Here is a 19131-nt window from a genome sequence, read left to right as displayed (position 1 = left end):
TAAAACTTAGGTTTACACCCTGAGTTTGGATTTTTTGTATAAAAAGGCGGACGTAGTTCGCTTTTATTTTTTTTGTACAAATATCATACAAATTGATTACACAGTAAAAACGCGTAAAGCTATTGGTGTAAATTTGTTCTGCACCTTACTAATGTGTAGTATTAATAGCGTATTTATGTGTTTTAAAAGGTTAGATTATGTCTATTTTATCTAATGAAGAGCTCGCATATTTTAGCGATGTGTTCTCGCCTCAAGATGACAATATCGATAATTCATTATCGAGACATTCATTAAGTGTTGCGACTGAAATACCCCAAGTGCTTGCTCATATTTTGGGCAACGCCAAGTTAACCTTGCTGGCTGAAATTAGCTATTACCGTTTGTGGTTTCCGTTAACCGTAAAGTTGGATGATCTAGGGCGATTTTCACCAGAACTGGGAATTCCTGAAGTCATTGATATGCGTGGTGGAGAACGCAGTTGGCGACTTGATCATGTTAAAAATGTCACTGTTATTGATAATGATACCGCTATAGATGTCGAAGTCTTATCTTTATCTAGCTCGGGTATGACCATTAAAGTGCCACAAGAATTTGATACCACATTGCCACATTCAAGCCAGCTTATTTTACCAAATGGTACTCATATTCACATAACATTTGAGCCTGTGCGGACTGAAAATGGCATAATGGCTGCCAAAATTAATGCTGAAGGTGAGTCGCGGGAAATATTACGTCAATTCCTATTTAGCGAACACAAAGCCAAGTATGCGCATCTTTATAAAAATATTAACTATTAACCATAAAATCTTTGGCTAATATAGTTTTAACCGTATTGATAAATTCATTGTCACTTTTTGCCTGAATTAATTGGCATAACTCATCACCTACAGTAGTAAACCGGTAATAGGTAAATAATAAGTGCTGATTCTTTGGCTTTAGCGTCAAAGTGGCATTACACAGGGTGAACTGAATGTGTTCATTAGTGTTTAATAATCCTGTTTCAAATTCACTTTTATGCAAAATACCTGCATCAACCAAAGTTAAAATACTCGAATAGGGTAGCCCAAACTGTGATAAGCCAAAATTGGTTTGGGTGTGTTTACGAAAATATTGTTTTATCCCGCCATTAATACGATAACTGCTCAGTAATTTAAGTCTGGTTTCGGTATTGAACTTGACCGACATGCCTAAAGCTTTTTCAAATATTTGTGCTTCGCGAAAGGTCAGTTGGAGTAATACGGCTAAGGTGCGAAGACTAAATTTTCCTGGATTTACAATTTCACTGGCTAAAATTCTTGCCCATAAATCCTGCATTTTACGGTTATGAATTTGTTCTGCCATCTTAAAAAATTGATAGCGCCAGTCTGGATCTAACTCTACGCCAGTGACATCGGAAGGTGTGTAATTGAGTGCGAGAGCAAATATACTTTCAAGGTTTGCTTGAAACTGGCTGAGTTGTTTTCGTTGGCGGTGATCGGCCCTATCGGTAATAGAAGCCGTGGAAGGGCGGTAGTCTTCTTCGCTTGCTAAACCGATAATCCGCCCAAGTAATAAGGTTTTTTTGCGTGCAGACACTTGGGTGTTGTCTTGTGGTATTTCAGTTACATCAACATCAGCCATCGCGAGATCTCTTTGTGTTTTATACTTGCAACATGCCTATATCATACGACATATATCTCATAGGATATCTATATTAAGTCGTTTAGTGTTTTATGCTTAATGGTGACCATAGCGTTTCTTTATTTGGAAGCGGATGACGCGGAACATTGAATGCTAAGGCAAGTGAACATACCGCCAACCCAGTGCCGATAAAGAATACCGCTTTAGGCGAGCTTAACCACAACATACCTAATAACACCGGAATAATAACCGCTGCAATATGATTAATGGTAAAACTGACCGACATGGTTGAAGCAATATCTTGTTTATCAGCAATTTTTTGAAAATAAGTCTTGGTTGCAATAGCCATAGCAAATAGAAGATGATCAATGACATATAATCCGGCAGCAATATTGGCGTCGCTGACATAAGCATAACAACTGAAAATAATCACTAAGCCTGTGTATTCAATAATCAACGCATTACGTTCACCTATTCGACCAATAAAGCGGCCTATTTTGGGTGCAAAGATTAAGTTAACCACATAATTTATGAGAAATAATCCGGTAATTTCAGACACCGAATAACCGAACTTTTCAACCATCATAAAGCCTGCGAAAACCATAAAAATTTGCCGGCGCGCTCCAGAGAAAAAGGTCAGTAAATAATACAGCCAGTAGCGTTTTCTCATTATCAAATGCTTGTGTTGAATAGAGCCTATTGTAAAACGAGGGAAATATATCATCATCACAATTACCATCAATAATCCACATCCGCCAATGATGCTATACATCCAAATGTAATCAAGATTAAGCCAGCTCATTATTAACCAAATTGAGCCATAGCCCAATAGCGCTGCAGCGGAACGCCAAGCTAATGCTTTACCCATAAAGCCAGGGGCATCTTCTTTTTCAACCCATTGTAATGTAAGCGATTGATTTATTGTTTCAAAATAATGGAAGCCTATCGACATTAGTATTGTCGTTAAATACAACCCGATGACATCGGGAAACCAGCCAGTAATACCCACGCCAATACACAATAATGCCAATGATGATAACGCAAAGGTTTGTTCTTTGATCATCAACAGCACAAACACCGCAGTAAAGGCTAGAAAACCAGGGATTTCTCTTAGGCTTTGTAACAAGCCTATTTCTGCTCCGGTAAATGCGGCGCGTTCAATGACAAAATTATTCAATAATGCCTGCCAAACAGCAAATACCATTGACATTACAAAGGTCATCCATAGCAGTAATTGTTGTGGATTTGTTTGCTGGCTAGTGATTGCGTTACCGCGAGTAAGTGAAACGTCTGACATGGTTGAAACTCTTATTTTTAAGCTTATCAAACCATAGTGACATAAAACCATTTGTTAGGTGAATGTAATTTATTGTAAATAAAAACGCCTATTTAAATGTAAATTATAATGCGAATAATTATCATTTGATATATGCTTGTTGCGTTTTGAGGGAGCGTTTACGTGATATGTCGGAGAAAAAGATGAATAACAAGTTAACTTTGTTGGCAGTATCTGTCGCAAGTGTATTGGGCTTAAGTGTTATGTCAAATGCACATGCCGCAACAAATACCGAAACATTAGCCAAAGCGATTGCTAAGCAAGAGGCTGAAATTGCACTGCTAAAGCAACAGCTTGCTACATTGGCATCAGAGCAAAAGCAACAACAGCAACAAAATAAACAGGTGGCAAATCAAGTTGACACTGTGGTGCAGCAAACCGCTGAAGCACAAGATCGTTTTAGTCGTTTTAGCTTTAAATCATATGGTACTGCTGTGTACACCAGTGATGAATATTTCGATAACGTTCAAGACACATCGGCAGAGCGACGTAATCGCACGGATTTAGAGCGCATCGTGACCGAGTTTGGTTATCAGTTTACTGATGATTGGAGCATGGAAGTTGAAATTGAATACGAACATGGCGGCACTGGCTCGGCATTAGAATATGACGGTTTTGATGAATTTGGTGAGTTCGAATCCGAAGTGGAAGCCGGTGGTGAAGTGGTCGTTGAAAAAGCCGAAATTCGTTATCGTCCAAGCAAAGCGTTTGGGGTTAAGTTCGGTAATATTCATTTGCCGATAGGCTTAACAAGTATTTTGCACAAGCCTAATCAATATTTAACCGTGCAGCGCCATAAGAGTGAGGCTGCAATGATGCCAACCGTTTGGAATGAAAACGGTATTGGTGTTTACGGCGAAATTTCAGATTTTCATTATCAAGCTCAAGTGGTTAGTGGCTTAAATTCTGAATATTTCCGTACTTATGATTGGGTGGCATCTGGCCATCAAAAACGCTTTGAGGAAGTCAATACCGATGACTTAGCCTTTGCCGGACGTCTTGATTACGGCAACTTTAAAACTGGCAGTGCTGTTGGTGTGGCTTATTACTATGGCAATACCAGCGGTAATCGTCATAAAAGTAACAAGTTAGACGTTGATGGTGCATTAAGCATTGTGTCTGTCGCAGGTGCGTTTGTTGAAGGACCTTGGATACTTCGCGGTCAATATTTATATGGCACGTTAGATAATGCAGATGCCATTACCTTGGCTAATAAAACCACGCCAGGTTTACAACCGGGTAACTTTGCACAATTGGGGTCAGAGTCTCAGTCGTTCTTTGTTGAGGCCGGTGTAAAGCTGGACGAATGGTTTGATCTTCCGATGACCGTCTTTGCCAATGTTGATTATTCCAACCCACTCATGGCCGTTGAAACGGGCACCGCAACTAAGCGTTATGAAAACACTTGGAGCAGTGTGGGTGTTAACTATTCCCCTATCCCTGAGATTGTGATTAAAGCCGAAGGTGGTATTCACCAAGTGGCTGTTGCCAGTATTCCAGATACTAACTTTTTTGCTTTAGGTGTGGGATATCAATTCTCACTATAAGTTTAATTATTTTGATTCATTTTTTACATGGAGTTTTATTATGCGCGTTAAACACACTGCAATTACACTGGCTTTAATCACTGCACTATCAGCATGTGGCGGTTCAGGCTCTGATGATACAAGCACCGAGATCCCAGATGTACCAACAACGGGCTTTAGTTTTGTCGCTACTGAAATGATCACCAATTTAACCGATGATGTCATTGTGGCTGGCTATGCAAATTTAGCAGCTAAAGGTGATGCATTATTATTGGCAACACAAGCATTGCTAAGTGCTTCTGCTACTCAAGCCGATTTAGTCACAGCACAGAATGCGTGGAAATCAGCCCGTGAACCTTGGGAGCAAGGTGAGTCGCATATTTTTGGCCCAGTAGATTCATTAAGTATTGATCCGCATTTAGACAGCTGGCCATTAAACACTACCGATTTACAGACTCAGTTAGATAATAACAGCGGTTTTGATGCTGAAACGATTAAAGCTTGGAACGATGATGTTCAAGGTTTTCACACCATGGAATATTTGTTATTTGGCAATGGTGTTGACAGCAATACCAAGTTGATTGCTGACCTTACTACCAGTGAGCGTGAATATTTAATTGCATTAGCTGAAGTGTTCAGAGATTACACAACACTGTTAGATGATGCGTGGCAAGTGAGCTATAACGCTGAAGGTGCCACTGCTATACCTTATGCCGATTTACTTAAAACCCCTGGTGATGCCACTAACACTATTTACTCATCACAATTGGCGGTTATTGAAGAATTAATCAACGGCATGATTGGTATTGTCGATGAAGTGGGTAACGGTAAAATTGCAGATCCATTTGGTGAATCAATCAGTACTGCTGATACCTCAAAGGTGGAGTCACAGTATTCATGGAACTCACTCACTGACTTTGCTAATAACATCATTGGTGTTCGCAATGTATATCAAGGTGAGTTTACTGGTGCGTCAGATAATACTGGTTTAGTAGACTTTGTTGCCGCTGCTGATGCGACGTTATCAACTCGTATTACCAGTGAAATTGATGATGCTATTTTAAAAATTCAAGCCATTTCAGGCAGCACTGATATGCCTTTCCGCCAAGCAATTTTAGACGAAGATGGCCGTGTTCTAGTGCAAAGTGCAATAGATGCACTTACAACATTGCAAACTTCACTGGAGTCAGACGTACTGCCATTATTATCAGATTGGAACTCTTAATTTAGTTATTGCCTCTCCCCATAAGATCATGGAACGACCTTGTTGGGAGGGGAAATGCAACCCTATAACAATATAATAATAACCAGGGTGCATTACCGCTAAACAACCTGATTTCTATTAAAAATGTGTGAGAAAACGATGAATAAATTATTAAGACAACCATACTGGGTTGTAGCATTACTCGGGCTGAGCTTAAGTGCTTGTGGTGGCAGCGGTGATGAAGTTACCCCCGATACCGTTGAGCAAGTTGAACCCGTTGTTACTTATCCTAGTTACACCTCTGTCATTATGTTAGGTGGTGATACCACAACGTTAGATGCCAATAGTTCTGGCCATGGTTTTTCGACGCCATCAGTGAATTTAACTGCCGATGAACTTGAATTACATTTAGAAGGTGATGCCAATTTTGAAGTGTCATTTACTACCGCACCGAATGATCAACATCCAGATCTTGATGGTTTAGGCCCAGTATTCAACAACGCAGACTGTAATTCTTGTCATCAACGCGATGGCCGAAATTCAACACCATTTGTCGCGGCAACTGAAACGCGCATCAAGTTAGGCTCCGCTGATGGCATTTTCTTGCGCATTAGCAAAGCTTCTGCAGAACCTTGTACTGAAGGTACGGCTGAAAATAATTACTGTGCGCCAATTAAAGTACCTGATTTTGGTGATCAACTGTTTCATCGTGGAGTATTAAAAGCGCGTGCAGATTGGCAAGACAATTCGTTTGTTGGCCAAGCGGATGTGTATTTGTCTTATGAACGTCATGATGTCGTTTATTCTGACGGGCAAACGATTAGTTTGAAAAACCCTATTTTTGAAGTGGAAAATCCTTATGATGCGCCAGGCGAAACCAAGCAAAGTGCGAATGTAACGTCTAATTTACTTCAAGATGATGTGTTGATGGGCTGGCGTAATGGCATGCCTGTGTTCGGTTTAGGTTTATTAGAAGCCATACCTGAAGCAAGCATTTTGGCCAACGTTGATGCCGATGACAGTAATAGCGATGAGATTTCTGGTCGTGCAAACTGGGTGTTTGATGCTATAAAAGCACAAAATGGTGAGAGTTCACCTGTGTCTTTAGGTCGCTTTGGTTGGAAAGCCAACACGCCCAGTGTCCGAGTACAATCGTTAGGCGCATTGCGTGGCGATATTGGTATTACTAACCCGTTATTTCCCGATGAAAGTATTGCCGGCACCAGTTTACATGACTCATATTTAACCCGCACAGGATTTGTCGATACCGGTGAAGGCGTCGACGGAGCACCAGAAGCCAGTGCACAATTCAGTGACTCTGTGGTCTTTTATGCAGAAACGTTAGCGGTACCTGGTAGACGTAATGTGGATGACAGCGATGTGCGTGAAGGCGCTCGTTTATTTGAACACCTCAATTGCAGTGGTTGTCATACCCCATCATTTGTGACCAAAACCTCGGGTGACATTGGTGGAATTCCGATGAGCGACAGTTTAAAAGGCCAGACTATTTATCCATTTAGTGACATGTTATTACACGATATGGGTGAGGGGTTAGCTGACGGTCGTCCAGACTTTTTAGCGGATGGTAATGAATGGCGCACACGACCATTGTGGGGAATAGGGCTTACGCAAACCGTTAACCCACAAGCAGGTTTTTTACATGATGGCCGTGCGGCAACCTTGGAAGAAGCCATTTTGTGGCATGACGGAGAAGCCAAAACCACTAAGGAAGATTTTATGGCATTAACCCAAGCTGAGCGAGCTCAAGTTATCGCATTTTTACAGTCACTTTAAGTTAGCGGTAAAAATGCTCAAGCCCTAGATTTTTTCTAGGGCTTTTTTGCGCGTAACTTCACATTGCGTTACTGTACTGCGCATTGTATTAATTACCGATCGTGAGACGTGATCTGTTTCATGTAAATTTTGCTTTCACTGGGCTAAGATACTGTATTACTTTATATGATTTCCATTAGAGGTCAGCATGAGTCAGATATTACTGATCCATTCAAGTGTCCATGGTTACACTCAAAAAATCTGCGACTATTTACAACATCAATTAGCTGAACAAGATCAGCAAGTCACAGTGTCGTCTTTATCTGATGCGCCAGATTTGGCTCAGTTTGATAAAATATTCATTGGTGCCAGTATTCGTCATGGCAAACATCGCCCTGCGTTATATCAATTTATTGAAACACATCGTGCTGAGCTGGAAAGTAAACCAAGTGGTTTTTTTTCAGTGAGTTTAGTGGCCCGCAAGCCCCATAAAAACACGCCAGAAACGAATACTTATATGCAACAGTTTTTAAACCAAAGCGCATGGAAACCTAAGTTATTACAAGTGTTTGGTGGTAATTTAGATTATCAAGGTTATGGTGCAATGGACCGAAATATTATTCGTTTTATTATGTGGCTAACTAAAGGCCCTACCGACCCAAATACTCAAGTTGAGTACACTGATTGGCATAAAGTTGATCAGTTTGCACAGCAGATCATAGAGGCATAATGTCATGGTAAAGCAGTTATGGCAGTGTATTGAAGTTAGATTGCATCAGTTAGTGATATTGATGTCTCTGCTATTAATTTGCACTAGCCCATGGATTTTTATCGGCCGTCAATTAAGTCCGCGTGCTGGCTTTTGGGATGTATTTCATGTGTATGGCGGGTTGTTTACTGGGGTGTTAGCTCTCCTGTTTACTTTTCATATATGTTCAGCAGGGCAATGGCGGCAGTTTTTCCCTTGGCTTACTCTTGATGTTAAACCATTACTGAATGATCTCCGCGGCTTAACGCGTGGAAAATTACCGCACTCTGGAAATAAAGGACTAATTAGTGTCATTGAAGGACTCGGGGTTATCGCGTTACTGTTAGTGTCCTTGAGCGGTGCTATATGGTTTTTTTCGGACCCAAGTAATGCCTTAATGTGGCGAAGTTACCATATACTCTTTGCCCAAGTTTTTATTGGCTTTATCGTTATTCATTTTATATTGGCGATTGTGCATATCAGAGACCTTTTTTAACTAATTTACCTCTGCGATATTTCAAATAGCTATTTATCCACTAAATTACTATTAAGGTATTATTCTCGATAGAGGTTTACTTGAGTAAATTGACTCAGTAATGGCTTAATTTTGCATATTGGGTGACATATATTATGGATAAATTGAGCAAGCTGGTTATGCTTGCGGACTACTTTATTATTTGCGGATGTACTCTTAGTTCTGTTGATCAATACCGCTTGTAATATTGCCTTTTCCCAACCGGTGTCAACAAGGTGTTGTTACCCTAAAATAATACATCATCTCATTAGTACTTACGTTTTCAATATATGTCTACCACGGTGTAAAAAAGTCACTTATTGCAATGTTGTAATTAAAAAAATGGCTATCAACTGATAGCCATTTTTTTAACACAGAGGTTTATTGTTCCCAATAAACCTACTGAAGTCTTTATTTTGTAGTAGCTAAATAATTCATTAATTCAATTAGTTCATTTAAGCTATGCATTTCATTCATGTTGATAGCATATTTATCATTTACGATAAATGTGGGTACGCTACTGACGCTATATAGGTCTTGTTGCTGGCGCCACAAAGCCAGTTTGTTATTGGTATCATTGCTGTCGGCTAATGTGTCATAGGTTGCAGCATCAATACCAAATTGACTGAATACCTTTTTAATATCAGCACGGCTGTTTATTTGTGATTGATGCTGATCGCCTTCAGCATTGTGATCATGTCCATTTGCACCATTATCGCCTTGAATTGCCGCAAACATTGCGTGGTTAAGTTTTTCTTCTTTGCCAACTTCATGGATAACTGCCAGTGAGCGCATGACTTCAGTGCCTAAATCACTGTTCATAAAGTCGACATGCTTAGTGTCGAAGCTGATATCTTTATCTAATCCGGCTTTAATTTCAGTAAGGTATTGAGTTTCCATGTTGAAGCAGTTATGGCAATAAAATGAGAAAAACTCAGTGACTTTAGGTGTGCTGGTAATCATATTATTGGAAATTTGAGTGTAATGCTTGCCTGCAACAAATGGCGTGGCAAGTGTGCTAAATGAGGCTGTGATGAGCGTCAGTGCAACGGCGAATTTTTTAATCATGTAAACCTCAAATCAATGTTAATCGTAAATAACCTTAGGCTTAGGTTAATCTGCGTGTGCTAACTAGAGTAAGTTTCTAAACTGAATTATGGCTTAATTCATCCATTAAAAAGCCCTTAATTACGTGACCTGTGCGTGCTTTATGAGGTTAATACTTGAATAGAAACATATATCGCAGTGAGTTCCAGGGTAACCGGGGAGTATTATGATTTAGTGACAGTGAGTTGTTCATTGTAGTGAGTTCAATGTGACAGCTAAAAAATTGCTGGTTATTAATGATTATTCTCTTAGGGTTTGCCATGCTTCGCATACTTCTCGAAAACGCGCTGCATTGCCTTGATCTCGATCGGGATGCCATTTTAACGCCAGTTTGCGCCATTGTTTGCGAATATCTCTGCTGGTAGCGGTTTGATCAAGTTCAAACACTTTTAAGGCATGACCTTTATTCATTAATTGTACGTTAACGCCAATATATTCTTGATAGCTTGACCAGAATGACTCAAGCATTTCACGCACTACGTTTACGCTGGCATCATAATTCACCCAGTCGAGATAGTAATCGCGTAATGCACCATCGCGAATATGCTGTATATCAGCACTGGCTGGAATTATTCTATATATTTGGATTTCCATCGCCTGAACTTGCAACCACTGCTTGGGCATTAATATGTCTTGTAATTCATATAAGGCATTCATCAGTAAAAAGTTACGTTTGAACAAATCTTTTTCTGGTAAGGGATCTAGGTTATGCATTAACCCTTTGGCTTGTAGCTCACTCGCCAAATGGTGCACTTTCCAACTTTGGTTTGTTGATTGTAATAAGCTCAGGACTGGCCATATGAGTGGGTTGTCACCTTTAGGCACATTGAGTTCGTTACTGTCTTTGGTATTTTCCAGTTCAGCACCATAGGCATTGTGTGAGATTTTATTGAGCAGCATAGTGGCGTATTCATCCTGAATTGGCGAGAAAATCTACTTATCATTAAAGCCCACTATGCCATAGTCGTTTTCAATGACAAGTAGATTTATCACTGCTGGTAGGCCAAAATTGCGTTTCAGTTTGTGGTTTTACTTGGACAAACCTAATCGTAATTTTGATGATATGCCTGAGTTTGCATGTAGACGGTGCGGATTTACATCAAGGTTATCAGATAACTCAACACTGGGTTTAGGTGTTTGATATATACGATAATTGGCCTTGAATAAGGTTGTGATTTAAATAGTCGTTTTCATTTTTTTATGGGGGGTTGATCAATTAATTCTTATTCTTACAGGCAAGAAAACATTATTTGGTATAAAATTCGGCGCAATAAAATAACCAAGGGCTTAACCAATGACAGATAAACTCTATGTTAGTGCGCAACAATTACTGGAAGATTCATTTAGACTCGCTGCACAAGTCTATGACAGTGGCTTTCGACCACAGTTTATCGTTGGTATTTGGCGCGGTGGAGCTCCTATCGGTATTGCAGTCCAAGAGTATTTCGACTTTAAGAAAGTCGACACCGATCATATCGCGGTTAGAACCTCGTCTTACTACGGCATTGGCACAGACAAGCAAGACAAAAACATTAAAGTGCATGGCTTACATTATATTATTGAGAATGCCAATGCTGACGATGGTTTATTGATTGTCGATGATGTATTTGATTCAGGCCGAAGTGTGGATGCGCTTATTGCTAAATTAGGTAAGTTTATGCGTTTGAACATGCCTACCGATATCCGTATTGCTTGCCCTTACTACAAACCTAAAAATACTAAAGTCGACCTGAAACCAGATTATTTTATTCATGCATCTGAAGATTGGTTAGTATTCCCACATGAAGTGTCTGGACTCAATCCACAAGAAATAGCAGAAGGTAAAACTGACTTTAAAAACATCCAAGAACTGTTTTTATAAGCTCTGCTTGGTCTTTCTTTAGCTGGTTATTAATACGAATTTGCTAGAACTTTATTCAAAGTTTGCTAAAGTATAATGCTATGTGAGTGCGTCAACATATTAATGTCAATGTGACAATATCAGTATGTTGGCGCACTTTTTTATCCGAATCAATGCGAAATTTAATTAACATTATGGTTTCTGTAGAATTGTTCATCCCAGAGGTGCCTGTAAAGCGCCAACTTGAACTGTTAGCTCCTGCTAAAAATGCTGATTACGGCATTGAAGCTATTCGCCACGGAGCCGATGCGGTTTATATTGGTGGTCCAGCGTTTGGCGCGCGTCATAATGCTGGCAACAGTGTTGAAGACATTGCCCGCTTGACTGAATTTGCTCATCGTTATCATGCCCAAGTCTTTGTGGCGTTAAATACCATTTTAATGGATGACGAGTTGGGAAAAGCACAGAAACTTATTTGGCAACTTTATGAAGCCGGTGTTGATGCGCTAATTGTTCAAGATATGGGTATTTTACAGTTAGATATACCACCTATCGCATTACATGCGAGTACCCAAACTGATAATCGTAGTCCTGAAAAAACCGTTTTTTTAGAGCAGGTTGGTTTTTCACAAGTGGTATTAGCCCGCGAACTGAATATCCCACAAATTCGCGATATCGCCGCTAGCACAAAAATGAAGTTAGAGTTTTTCATTCATGGTGCGCTATGTGTCAGTTATAGTGGTTTATGCAATTTAAGTCACGCGTATTCTAATCGCAGTGCTAATCGTGGTGAATGTTCACAAATGTGTCGTTTACCGTGTAATTTGACTACGCGAGAAGGCGATGTTTTAGCCGAAAACCAACATTTATTATCACTTAAAGACAATAATCAAACTGATAATTTAGAAGCCTTAATTGATGCTGGCATTAGCTCGTTTAAAATTGAAGGACGTTTAAAGGATATTACCTATCTTAAAAACGTAACCGCTCATTATCGCCAGCAGCTTGATGCCATTATCGCTAAACGTGATGATCTAGAATCGATTTCTCATGGCCGTTGCGAGTTTAACTTTACCCCTGATCCAGATAAAAGCTTTAACCGCGGTAAAACAGATTATTTTGTTAATGAACGCACTGAGGCTATTGAACATTTTAGTTCGCCTAAGTTTATTGGTGAAAAAGTGGGCCGTATTACCCATGTAGGTAAAGATTTTATCAAAATTGATACCAGTGAAAGTGGCAAAGATATCCACTTTAACAATGGTGATGGCTTATGTTTCTTTGTTGAACATTATGAAACTCAGCGTTTGTCTGATGATAAGTTATCGGGTGTGCGCATTAACCGGGCAGACGGAAATACTTTGTATTTAACCGAGGTACCTAAAGATCTTAGCGTTGGTGTGATGATGTTCCGTAACTTCGATCATAAATTTGAATCAACCTTAAATAAAGACTCTGCAACACGAAAAATTGGCGTCGATATGCAGTTTTTTGATACCGAAGATGGTGTGGGTTTAACGCTGACTGATGTGCATAATATCAGTTCCACAGTGAATCTTGTTTGTGATAAAGCTCCTGCCAATGATCAAGCCAAGACAGCAGAACAACTCAAAAAACAACTCAGTAAACTTGGCAGCAGTGATTTTGTGTTGAATAAGATTAATTTACTCACTCAGCAAATGTGGTTTTTGCCTACTTCAGTGGTGAATGAACTTCGTCGCGATGCTGTTAGTGCACTAATGGCTGCAAGGGTTGCTCGTTATCAACGACCAGAGCGTTGGATACATGATAAAGAAGCTCGTTTTCCGCAAAAAGGATTAAGTTTTTTATCCAATGTGGCCAACGAAAAAGCCAAATCGTTTTATCATCAACACGGGGTGATTCAAATTGAAGACACCTATGAAAAAAACACCGTCTTGCATGATGCACCATTAATGGTGACTAAACATTGTTTGCGTTACAGTTTTAACTTATGCCCTAAAGAAGTGGAAGGCATTAAAGCTGACCCAATGTTTTTAGATGTGGGTAAAGATAAATTAAAATTAGTGTTTGACTGTCATAAATGCGAAATGATGATTGTTGGTTCTAATCAATTAGTGAAACAATAACCGAATAGCAGCGATATTTTATTCTTCATATTTCCCTCTGTGGCAGCATTGCGCTTGCCACTGGGTTCGTTTTTCAAATAAGCTGCAAAAATAACCATTAAATAGCTGCCAAAACTTGTGCATTTCGAGTACACTGCGCGGCTGAAATTTCATGGGTTTTAGCCTGTGATACCTTAAGTAGGAAAGAATAGATTATGAGCGATAGCAAAAAATATGGTTTACGTGTAATTCAAGTTGAAGATACTTGGAAAACTGAAATCACTCGTCGTATGACAGCGACTAAAACGGTTGTGTCAAAAAGCCAAGATGGTTTTGCATCAGAAGCTGAAGCAACTGCGTGGGGCGAACAAGCACTGCAAGGCTTTTTATCTAAGCAAGCTGATCGTAACAAGCGTAAAACCGAGAAGCACCTTAAAGCTAAAAGTTTAGCTGCTGCTATTGCTGCTGAATCTGCTGTCGATGAAGAAGAGCTATTTGATGCAGAAGATGAAGATGACGAAGAATTAAACTAACATTTTACCTACTGATGTAAATGTTATCGATAAGTGTCAATTGTCGTATGTTCAAGGTAGAACATACTGGATTAGAATGACTGTTAATCAACTTATCGCTGTCTTGACCAAATAAGGTTTCATTTGGATGTACAAGATACTGCAATTATTGGCTGCTCGGGCGATTGTTATTCCCGAGTGGTGCATCTGCTACTCCTCCATCATTAGCCGTTATTGAGCAACGTTGATAATACATTATGCTTTTATTACCAGCCTGCAAAATGAGATAGGCTATTTACAGTGATAATAGGTATGTCTAGTAAATCCATAAGCTTATTCACGCGGCAATCTCTAACAGTAATAGCGCCAATGACCGTTGAGCATTATGGTTAATTTATGACGCTACGATGGTGCTTTCTTCATGCCATGACGGAGTTTTCGTGAGGTTATCATGGTGTCGTGACGAGGCTCAGCAAGTTGAATTATCTATGAGTTAATCTTTTGTTAGTATCAAGTTCAACTGTGGATCCGTTATAATCATCGCGCTATCATTTTATGATGTCATTATCAGCTTGGAAGTTTCAAGATATTCATTATTCTGAAAATTTTTGTTGTCATGACATCGATATAGCAAAATTTATATTAACAACGATGAGTTGAATCTCAACTCACGTTAAATGAATAGTCAATCTTTACGGTGCTTGCCGTGGATCGTTAGATCTAAGCAGGATAATCGGGAAACCAGTGTAAATCTGGTACTGCCCCCGCAACGGTGATTGGTGAGAGTCTGGTGCGCAATAGCTTGCGTTAAACATCTAGGCTCGCGCGTGTTGTATCATAGGTATGACACCACAACCTTAGTCCGGAGACCGGCCATAAAGGTGATTTCGATGATTTCGGTGGGCAGATCTCGAAATGTAATGTGATACCGCTTGTCGGTTTATGCTATGGGGTTATTCTATAGTTGCAGGCAAGATAGGTGGTCTATATTGCGGCGTTATTGCCCCATTTTTCCTTTCAGGAGTTAAAGGTAAATGGGTACTAAACCAACAAAAATTGCACTGCTATTAAGTGCTGTCTTCAGTGTTGCGAGTGTTAATGCAATTGCGGCTGAATCAACTGCTACATCCCCAGAGGCTTCGGCTGTCAGTATGGATGAAACCATTGTGGTCATTGGCCGTAATGTTGCTAATCCATTAAACATAGCAGCCAATGTTAATGTTATTGATGCAGCTGATATTCAAATGAGCGGTGCTACCAATTTAACCGATTTATTACGTGGACAGTCTGGGATTCAGGTGTCGGATAATAATTCGGGTACTGTATTCTCTATGCGTGGTTTTTCTGCATCACAAGCCGCTAATAACACCTTGATTTTGGTCGATGGACGCCGACTCAATAATATTGATATTTCTGCGCCAAGCATTGAATCAATACCGATTAACTTAATTGAGCGGGTTGAGATTTTATCGGGTAGTGCAGGGGTACTGTATGGTGACCAAGCCGTTGGCGGCGTTATCAATATTATTACTAAAGCGCCAACAGAAACCAGTGGTGGCTTACAGGTTAGTGGTGGCAGTTTTGATACCTATGAAGTGAAAGGCGATGTTTCAGGTGCCATTAACGATGCATGGCGATACTTTTTAGCGGCCAGCTATAACGAAAGCGACAATTACCGCGATAATAATGACAATGAAACCAACTCTATTTTAGGGCGTTTACAGTATCAAACCGATATTGAAGACTTTTTTGTTGAAGTAAATTACTTTGATAATGATCTTCAAGCACCAGGAGCATTATCGTTAGCCCAGTATGAAGCCGATCCTAGCCAAGCAGGGTCTTTTTCTGCGGGCGATTTCAATCATGAAATGACCACCTCATTGCGCAGTGGTTATCAATACCAGCTGAATAATATTTGGGCATTAGGTGCAGATTTAACCTATTCAGATACATTAACGACCAGTGTATCATTTGGTAGCGCAGGCCGTATTGAGCGTGACTTATTGAGTTTTTCACCTAAAGCAACGGCCAATTACCACTTAGACCAAGGTGATTTAAATTTTGTTGCCGGTATTGATGTCAGTAAAGGTGAAGCAGATTTTGATTTTACTTATATGCAACGTAACAATAAACAAACACAAAAAAGTGCTTATGTACAAGCATCGGTACCGATAACACCAACATTATCTTACGTTGTTGGTGGTCGTTATTCAGAAGTGACAGACGATTTATATGATCAATTGCTTTATCCAAACCGTATTGAAATTGATAATGACGCCCATGCATTTGAGTTAGGACTTAATTATCGCCCAAGTAATGAAAACCGCTTTTATGTTCGTGCAAATGATAACTTCCGCTTTGCCAAAGTCGACGAACAGGCTTATACGCCGCTAACGACAATAGGTTTAGATCCTCAAACTGGTCGTTCTTATGAAGCTGGTTGGGATTACACGACAGCGACTCAAACACTAAAAATTAATGCTTACCAACTTGAGTTAGAAGATGAGATTGTCTACGAAGGTGGTCGCACTGATGGTCCCTATGGTGGTGGCGCTAACGTTAATGCAGATGAATCTCGCCGTTTTGGTGTGAGCACTGCTTATGATGTGCAGTTTGCTAGTAACTGGCTACTAGGTGCTTCATACGACTATATTGATGCTGAATTTACTCAGGGCGAAAACGATGGTAAAGCCTTATCTTGGGTGGCTAAGCATTCAGGTAAAGCCTATGTAAGTTATGATTTTACTGAAGATTGGCAAGCCTTTGTTGAAGGTGTTTACACTGGCGAACGTTACATGGAAGGTGATAACAGCAATACGGATGATAAGTTAGACAGCTATGTGCTAACCAACCTTGCACTAAACTATACTCATGGCAGTTGGAACGGCAGTTTACGTGTTGATAACTTACTTGATGAAGATTATGTCGGTGCTGGTTATTACTCACCTTATGGCAATGGATATTATTCTGGTACGGGTCGCTCAATTAGACTGACCGCTGGTTATCGTTTCTAACTTAACCCTGTAAATAATATTACCTGATGAAAGCCAGTAAACTATTACTGGCTTTCGTTTTAATATACCGTTAAATTAATTTAACGGTATATTTTAAAGAAGGTAATCGATGAACATGACTAAGCTTGAGCAACAAGTTCTTACTCAGGTACACGCTATTATTGGCAATGAAGAACAGGTCATTGGTCGTCGGGGGATATTAATTCCGTTAAAGAAAGCCCTTATTAATGAAGCTAATATTCGAGTTGTTATTGATACGGTATCTGCAGATCCTGCTTTAGCAGCCCATTTGTTATTACGCAGTAATACTGCGCATGCCGCAGGCATCGTATTGACAAAAAGCCGAAGTGTTAAAGATGCCTTAATTCGTTTAGGCCAAGTGAATATTTATCGTTATGCATTTTCGTTTTATCTTAAAGAAAGGCTTGATGAGCTTTCTGAGCCTTATAAAAAACTTGTTCAAGGTTATTGGGAATTAAATGAAAACATTGCGATGGATTGCATAGCATTAATACGTGAAGAAAGCGCAACCAATACGAGTAGTAAAATTGATGCAGACGAAATGCAAACATTAGCGCTATTTAGTGTGTTTGGCCAGGTGATTACGTTAACTGCATTTGCTTATTTAAACGCTGAGTTACCACGACCAGTATCGTTAAAAGTATTGAAATCACTCATTGATAAACAACAGCAGCAGTTATCACTAGAGGCTTTTGAATCATTAGGATTAGATGATGATTTACGCGAAGAGTTTTTAATTGCACATAACTTACGCCAAACACAAAATCCTGATTCACCGGGACTTGTGCTTCGACGCGTGTTATCTAAACGGGGTTTATTGATCAATCCGTTGTAGTTTTATACCTTCACTTGCTACCAGCTCGAACCACTTTTGGATTAAATTTGCATTAGTGGCATCGCGGCGATAGGCACCAAATAATGGACGTTTTAGTCCTTCAGCTCCTAATTTTACCGCGGTAAGACTTAATCCCTGACTTTCTCGGATAGACCAAGTAGGCAGGGTTGCTACGCCGTCATTACAGGCAACACGCTGTAATAACATTGAGGTTAAATCGCATTGTTTTTGCTCGCCAGGTTCAATGCCAGCAGGCTCTAAAAAGTGTTTATAAATGTCCAAACGTGCTAAAGGTACTGGGTAGCTAATTAAGGTTTGTTTTGCCAGTTGTGCTGGTGTTACAAATGCTTGTGCCGCTAAAGTGCTATCACTGGAAACGACTAATTTAACTTCAAAATCAAATAGATGTTGATAAGCAATGCTGTGGCCTGGTACTGGGTCTGATGTTAGTACTATGTCTAAACTACCCGTTTCCAACGCATTGAGTGAATCAAATAAATGTCGACTTGAAATATCAATTTGGGCCGCCGGAGCGTGTTGCTTAAATTGCTCTATAACGGGCATTAACCAACGGAAACAACTGTGACATTCAATACCCAGTTTAAGCTGCTGGCTTTCACCCTCTAAGCCGCGCTTAAGATCTGATTCAGTTGCAATCACTTTGGGTAAGATTTCTTCTGCTAGATTCAGCAGACGTGCCCCCTCATGCGTAAAGGTTAACGGCTTACTTTTACGCACAAAAATGCTTGAGTTAATCCGAGTCTCTAACTCTTTTATTTGATGAGAAAGCGCCGACTGAGTTACAAATCGTTTTTTAGCCGCACCCGCTAAACTGCCACTTTCTTTTAACGCCATCAAGGTGCGAAGGTGTCTAAGCTCTATCATTTTCTCTCCACATGAATCTTGCTCAACTAGCCGATGAAATCAATTCGATTGCTTGACAACAGAGTAACACAATAAACTTCTAGACGTCCAGACGCCTATGCAGTTTTTC

The 19131-nt window shown here is 39.9% G+C and carries 17 protein-coding genes and 1 riboswitch; of the genes, 11 read left to right on the top strand and 6 right to left on the bottom strand.

Features of this window, described 5'->3' with window-relative positions; translation table 11 throughout:
* Positions 1 to 197: 197 nt before the first annotated feature.
* On the top strand, positions 198 to 797 hold the full coding sequence (locus ABIS04_RS15070; protein WP_350431574.1) for a hypothetical protein: 600 nt from the start codon (positions 198 to 200) through the stop codon (positions 795 to 797).
* Here ABIS04_RS15070 and ABIS04_RS15065 read toward each other — a convergent pair.
* Together ABIS04_RS15065 and ABIS04_RS15060 are read right to left on the bottom strand one after the other, a co-directional pair.
* Positions 787 to 1620, bottom strand: a complete 834-nt coding sequence (locus ABIS04_RS15065; RefSeq protein ID WP_350431573.1) for a TIGR03899 family protein — start codon at positions 1618 to 1620, stop codon at positions 787 to 789. The two genes, ABIS04_RS15070 and ABIS04_RS15065, sit on opposite strands and share 11 nt — an antisense overlap.
* A gap of 82 nt (positions 1621 to 1702) precedes the next feature.
* Positions 1703 to 2884, bottom strand: a complete 1182-nt coding sequence (locus ABIS04_RS15060) for an MFS transporter (protein WP_350433453.1) — start codon at positions 2882 to 2884, stop codon at positions 1703 to 1705.
* A gap of 215 nt (positions 2885 to 3099) precedes the next feature.
* Here ABIS04_RS15060 and ABIS04_RS15055 point away from each other — a divergent pair, with 215 nt between their 5' ends.
* The 5 genes from ABIS04_RS15055 (at position 3100) to ABIS04_RS15035 (ending at position 8703) form a co-directional block, all read left to right on the top strand.
* Positions 3100 to 4503 carry a hypothetical protein gene (locus ABIS04_RS15055; RefSeq protein WP_350431572.1) on the top strand — a complete coding sequence of 468 codons (1404 nt, stop codon included), beginning with the start codon at positions 3100 to 3102 and terminating at the stop codon, positions 4501 to 4503.
* 40 nt (positions 4504 to 4543) lie between these two features.
* Positions 4544 to 5707, top strand: a complete 1164-nt coding sequence (locus tag ABIS04_RS15050) for an imelysin family protein (RefSeq protein ID WP_137225926.1) — start codon at positions 4544 to 4546, stop codon at positions 5705 to 5707.
* A gap of 138 nt (positions 5708 to 5845) precedes the next feature.
* Positions 5846 to 7480 carry a di-heme oxidoredictase family protein gene (locus ABIS04_RS15045; RefSeq protein ID WP_350431571.1) on the top strand — a complete coding sequence of 545 codons (1635 nt, stop codon included), beginning with the start codon at positions 5846 to 5848 and terminating at the stop codon, positions 7478 to 7480.
* 187 nt (positions 7481 to 7667) lie between these two features.
* Positions 7668 to 8189: a menaquinone-dependent protoporphyrinogen IX dehydrogenase gene (gene hemG / locus ABIS04_RS15040; protein ID WP_350431570.1), complete on the top strand. Its 522-nt coding sequence runs from the start codon at positions 7668 to 7670 to the stop codon at positions 8187 to 8189.
* Between the two features lie 4 nt (positions 8190 to 8193).
* Positions 8194 to 8703 (top strand): cytochrome b/b6 domain-containing protein, encoded by a 510-nt coding sequence (locus tag ABIS04_RS15035; RefSeq protein ID WP_350431569.1) that lies wholly within the window; start codon positions 8194 to 8196, stop codon positions 8701 to 8703.
* 429 nt (positions 8704 to 9132) lie between these two features.
* Here ABIS04_RS15035 and ABIS04_RS15030 read toward each other — a convergent pair whose 3' ends face one another.
* Both ABIS04_RS15030 and ABIS04_RS15025 read right to left on the bottom strand, forming a co-directional pair.
* Positions 9133 to 9789: a thiol:disulfide interchange protein DsbA/DsbL gene (locus ABIS04_RS15030; RefSeq protein ID WP_350431568.1), complete on the bottom strand. Its 657-nt coding sequence runs from the start codon at positions 9787 to 9789 to the stop codon at positions 9133 to 9135.
* 279 nt (positions 9790 to 10068) lie between these two features.
* Positions 10069 to 10728, bottom strand: a complete 660-nt coding sequence (locus tag ABIS04_RS15025; RefSeq protein ID WP_350431567.1) for a DNA-J related domain-containing protein — start codon at positions 10726 to 10728, stop codon at positions 10069 to 10071.
* 394 nt (positions 10729 to 11122) lie between these two features.
* Here ABIS04_RS15025 and ABIS04_RS15020 point away from each other — a divergent pair, with 394 nt between their 5' ends.
* Positions 11123 to 11689 carry a phosphoribosyltransferase family protein gene (locus ABIS04_RS15020; RefSeq protein WP_350431566.1) on the top strand — a complete coding sequence of 189 codons (567 nt, stop codon included), beginning with the start codon at positions 11123 to 11125 and terminating at the stop codon, positions 11687 to 11689.
* 173 nt (positions 11690 to 11862) lie between these two features.
* On the top strand, positions 11863 to 13776 hold the full coding sequence (locus tag ABIS04_RS15015) for a U32 family peptidase (protein ID WP_350433452.1): 1914 nt from the start codon (positions 11863 to 11865) through the stop codon (positions 13774 to 13776).
* An 18-nt stretch (positions 13777 to 13794) separates the two neighbouring features.
* Here ABIS04_RS15015 and ABIS04_RS15010 read toward each other — a convergent pair whose 3' ends face one another.
* Complete coding sequence (locus ABIS04_RS15010; RefSeq protein WP_350431565.1) at positions 13795 to 13929, bottom strand: hypothetical protein; 135 nt, start codon at positions 13927 to 13929, stop codon at positions 13795 to 13797.
* A 41-nt stretch (positions 13930 to 13970) separates the two neighbouring features.
* Between ABIS04_RS15010 and ABIS04_RS15005 the strand changes: the two genes are divergently transcribed.
* The 3 genes from ABIS04_RS15005 to ABIS04_RS14995 all read left to right on the top strand — a co-directional run bounded on the left by ABIS04_RS15005 (position 13971) and on the right by ABIS04_RS14995 (position 18137).
* Positions 13971 to 14288, top strand: coding sequence for a DUF3622 domain-containing protein (locus tag ABIS04_RS15005; protein WP_137225942.1), 318 nt, complete (start codon positions 13971 to 13973; stop codon positions 14286 to 14288).
* Positions 14289 to 14945: 657 nt separating this feature from the next.
* Positions 14946 to 15160: riboswitch (cobalamin riboswitch) on the top strand.
* A 141-nt stretch (positions 15161 to 15301) separates the two neighbouring features.
* On the top strand, positions 15302 to 17281 hold the full coding sequence (locus ABIS04_RS15000; RefSeq protein WP_350431564.1) for a TonB-dependent receptor: 1980 nt from the start codon (positions 15302 to 15304) through the stop codon (positions 17279 to 17281).
* Positions 17282 to 17396: 115 nt separating this feature from the next.
* Positions 17397 to 18137: an HDOD domain-containing protein gene (locus tag ABIS04_RS14995; RefSeq protein WP_350433451.1), complete on the top strand. Its 741-nt coding sequence runs from the start codon at positions 17397 to 17399 to the stop codon at positions 18135 to 18137.
* Here ABIS04_RS14995 and ABIS04_RS14990 read toward each other — a convergent pair.
* Positions 18117 to 19022: a LysR family transcriptional regulator gene (locus ABIS04_RS14990; protein ID WP_350431563.1), complete on the bottom strand. Its 906-nt coding sequence runs from the start codon at positions 19020 to 19022 to the stop codon at positions 18117 to 18119. The genes ABIS04_RS14995 and ABIS04_RS14990 overlap by 21 nt on opposite strands.
* Positions 19023 to 19131: the final 109 nt, after the last annotated feature.

This window comes from Shewanella sp. H8, from assembly GCF_040285065.1.
Classification (GTDB): domain Bacteria; phylum Pseudomonadota; class Gammaproteobacteria; order Enterobacterales; family Shewanellaceae; genus Shewanella; species Shewanella polaris.
This window is presented reverse-complemented; position numbering and strand designations above follow the sequence as displayed.

What these genes read in the sequence shown, in the direction of transcription:
- ABIS04_RS15070 (WP_350431574.1), top strand. Translation starts at nt 198, where the DNA reads ATGTCTATTTTATCTAATGAAGAGCTCGCATATTTTAGCGATGTGTTC.
- ABIS04_RS15065 (WP_350431573.1), bottom strand. Translation starts at nt 1,620, where the DNA reads ATGGCTGATGTTGATGTAACTGAAATACCACAAGACAACACCCAAGTG.
- ABIS04_RS15055 (WP_350431572.1), top strand. Translation starts at nt 3,100, where the DNA reads ATGAATAACAAGTTAACTTTGTTGGCAGTATCTGTCGCAAGTGTATTG.
- ABIS04_RS15050 (WP_137225926.1), top strand. Translation starts at nt 4,544, where the DNA reads ATGCGCGTTAAACACACTGCAATTACACTGGCTTTAATCACTGCACTA.
- ABIS04_RS15045 (WP_350431571.1), top strand. Translation starts at nt 5,846, where the DNA reads ATGAATAAATTATTAAGACAACCATACTGGGTTGTAGCATTACTCGGG.
- hemG (WP_350431570.1), top strand. Translation starts at nt 7,668, where the DNA reads ATGAGTCAGATATTACTGATCCATTCAAGTGTCCATGGTTACACTCAA.
- ABIS04_RS15035 (WP_350431569.1), top strand. Translation starts at nt 8,194, where the DNA reads ATGGTAAAGCAGTTATGGCAGTGTATTGAAGTTAGATTGCATCAGTTA.
- ABIS04_RS15030 (WP_350431568.1), bottom strand. Translation starts at nt 9,789, where the DNA reads ATGATTAAAAAATTCGCCGTTGCACTGACGCTCATCACAGCCTCATTT.
- ABIS04_RS15025 (WP_350431567.1), bottom strand. Translation starts at nt 10,728, where the DNA reads ATGCTGCTCAATAAAATCTCACACAATGCCTATGGTGCTGAACTGGAA.
- ABIS04_RS15020 (WP_350431566.1), top strand. Translation starts at nt 11,123, where the DNA reads ATGACAGATAAACTCTATGTTAGTGCGCAACAATTACTGGAAGATTCA.
- ABIS04_RS15015 (WP_350433452.1), top strand. Translation starts at nt 11,863, where the DNA reads ATGGTTTCTGTAGAATTGTTCATCCCAGAGGTGCCTGTAAAGCGCCAA.
- ABIS04_RS15010 (WP_350431565.1), bottom strand. Translation starts at nt 13,929, where the DNA reads ATGAAATTTCAGCCGCGCAGTGTACTCGAAATGCACAAGTTTTGGCAG.
- ABIS04_RS15005 (WP_137225942.1), top strand. Translation starts at nt 13,971, where the DNA reads ATGAGCGATAGCAAAAAATATGGTTTACGTGTAATTCAAGTTGAAGAT.
- ABIS04_RS15000 (WP_350431564.1), top strand. Translation starts at nt 15,302, where the DNA reads ATGGGTACTAAACCAACAAAAATTGCACTGCTATTAAGTGCTGTCTTC.
- ABIS04_RS14995 (WP_350433451.1), top strand. Translation starts at nt 17,397, where the DNA reads ATGACTAAGCTTGAGCAACAAGTTCTTACTCAGGTACACGCTATTATT.
- ABIS04_RS14990 (WP_350431563.1), bottom strand. Translation starts at nt 19,022, where the DNA reads ATGATAGAGCTTAGACACCTTCGCACCTTGATGGCGTTAAAAGAAAGT.